The organism is Moorena sp. SIO3E8, from assembly GCF_010692445.1.
Classification (GTDB): Bacteria; Cyanobacteriota; Cyanobacteriia; order Cyanobacteriales; family Coleofasciculaceae; genus Moorena; species Moorena bouillonii.
In genome coordinates this window covers 1-1,243 of sequence record NZ_JAAHHM010000369.1, presented here as the reverse complement: position 1 = coordinate 1,243, position 1,243 = coordinate 1, and the positions used below count along the sequence as shown (strand labels likewise).

Annotated in this window: 1 protein-coding gene; it reads right to left on the bottom strand. The window is 48.5% G+C overall.

Annotated features, from left to right (window positions below; genetic code table 11):
- Positions 1-26: 26 nt before the first annotated feature.
- Positions 27-1,192 (bottom strand): IS630 family transposase gene (locus F6K46_RS39860; protein ID WP_293069069.1). Its coding sequence is split into 2 segments (ribosomal slippage): positions 27-748 and positions 748-1,192, totalling 1,167 coding nucleotides; the frame shifts between segments, so codons are not numbered across the junction.
- Between the last annotated feature and the right edge of the window lie 51 nt (positions 1,193-1,243).

Sequence of the window (1,243 nt, the reverse complement as noted above, 5' to 3'; positions counted from 1 at the left end):
TGGAGTGACCACTCTTAAAAAGTGCATTATACAGAAAAATCTTGATCAGTCTCAAAAACAGGGTAAAGGTGTTTGAGTTTGACTCGTGCATCTTCTGTGGTAAATTGCCACACTACTTTGGCACAGGCATTGTTCCGCTCCTGCTGCCAAGCCTCTATCTCCAAATGAAGTTCTTCGGCTGTAGCCAGGCGACGGTCAAGACATTGTTTGGACAGAACACACAACTCTGTTTCCGCCACATTGAGCCAACTGCCATTACGTGGGGTGTGAATCATCTCTAACCGCCGTGCTAAACGGTGAGCTTCGGGGGCGGGAAAAGTTTTGTACAAAGAGGTGATGGTGTGGGTGTTGAGATTATCTGAGAGTAAGCGAATTTTGGGGGCATCTGGATAGTCAACATCCAATAGATGCTTAATTTCATCGGCCCAGTCTTCACAGGTGCGATGGTCTCGACAACTCACCCGTCGCCAACCTCGATTGGGGTCAAAGAACATAAACAGGGCTTGGACTCCTTCGCGGGTGTAGTGATAGTCTTCCTTCACATCAAGCCCCGGCTGCATCGGAATGGGTTCATATAGATGCCCATGCAGTTCTTTACTCGCTTCATCCATACAAATTAACGGCATCTCTGGATTGGCTGGACGGGTGTACTCGTCTAGAACCACTTCCATCTCGGCGACGAATCTGGGCAAGTCCCGCTCAGGGATGCAGAATCTCTCGGTTTTCCAAGGGCGCAATTGGTTTTTTTGAGTGTTTTTCTCACGGTTTCTCTGCCGATTTGCGTGACAATTCTGCGTTTTTTCAGTTCATTGGTTAACAAGCGAATGCTCCAGTTCCCTCTTCCTGCTGGTGGTTGTGAGCAGCACAGAGCAATAATTTGAGCTTCGGTCTCTCCATCCACGATTGGGTCTACCGGGGGCTTTCTTCTCGCTTTTCTTTCCAATGCTGGCGCTTCCCCTTTCTCTAGAAATCGCTGACGGATTCGACCCACTGTGTTGCGATGCAGATTCAGAGCTTGAGCGATTTCGTTATCTGTCCATGTTCTCCTTGCCAGCTCTCCTTCATCGGACATCAACAAGATTTGTGCATGAAGGATTTTTTTGGCTGGTGCGTGTCCATTCCGGCTAATTGCTTCGAGTCTTTGCCTTTGCTCTGTACTCAGTGCAATCTTGTCCCGTCTTCCTCTACCCATGGTTCTCACCGCTCCCTGGCTCTATTACACTATTTTAACATGGTCACTCCA